We start from the raw sequence: 351 nt of genomic DNA, 5'->3' as shown, positions 1-351 counted from the left end.
CCGTGGCGGCGCGGGTGTTTTCGGTGTAGTCGGTATTGCGGTCTTTCCCCGGGGCAGCATCCGACGCCGCCGCTGCCACGTCCTGCACGGTACTGAGCATCAGGGCATTGCCGAAGCGCTCCCAGAAATGGTTGTCGATCCAACCTGAGATCCCCGCTTCGCCGAGCGGGCCGCTGGCCTGCGTATCAGTTAGCGGGATTTGCAGGCTGCCGGGCTCAGGCGTGCGCAGCTCCGTCCACAGCACAAACATCCGGCTGCGTCCGTGTTGCAGCGCCCCGGTGCGGTAGATGCCACGGGCGACCGTTCCCGCCGGGATCAGCGTCACATGGTTGCTGGCGCTGTAAACATCTT

At 65.2% G+C, this 351-nt stretch carries 1 protein-coding gene; it reads right to left on the bottom strand.

Going from position 1 to position 351, the window contains the following annotated elements:
* Positions 1-351: TrbI/VirB10 family protein (locus J1785_RS00115; protein ID WP_274388839.1), on the bottom strand; the 351-nt coding region annotated here is incomplete at both ends.

The sequence above is a fragment of the Rahnella perminowiae genome, assembly GCF_019049755.1.
In the GTDB taxonomy this organism is placed as follows: Bacteria; Pseudomonadota; Gammaproteobacteria; order Enterobacterales; family Enterobacteriaceae; genus Rahnella; species Rahnella perminowiae.
The sequence above is the reverse complement of the archived record's forward strand: the minus strand, read 5'-3'. Positions and strand labels throughout refer to the sequence as shown.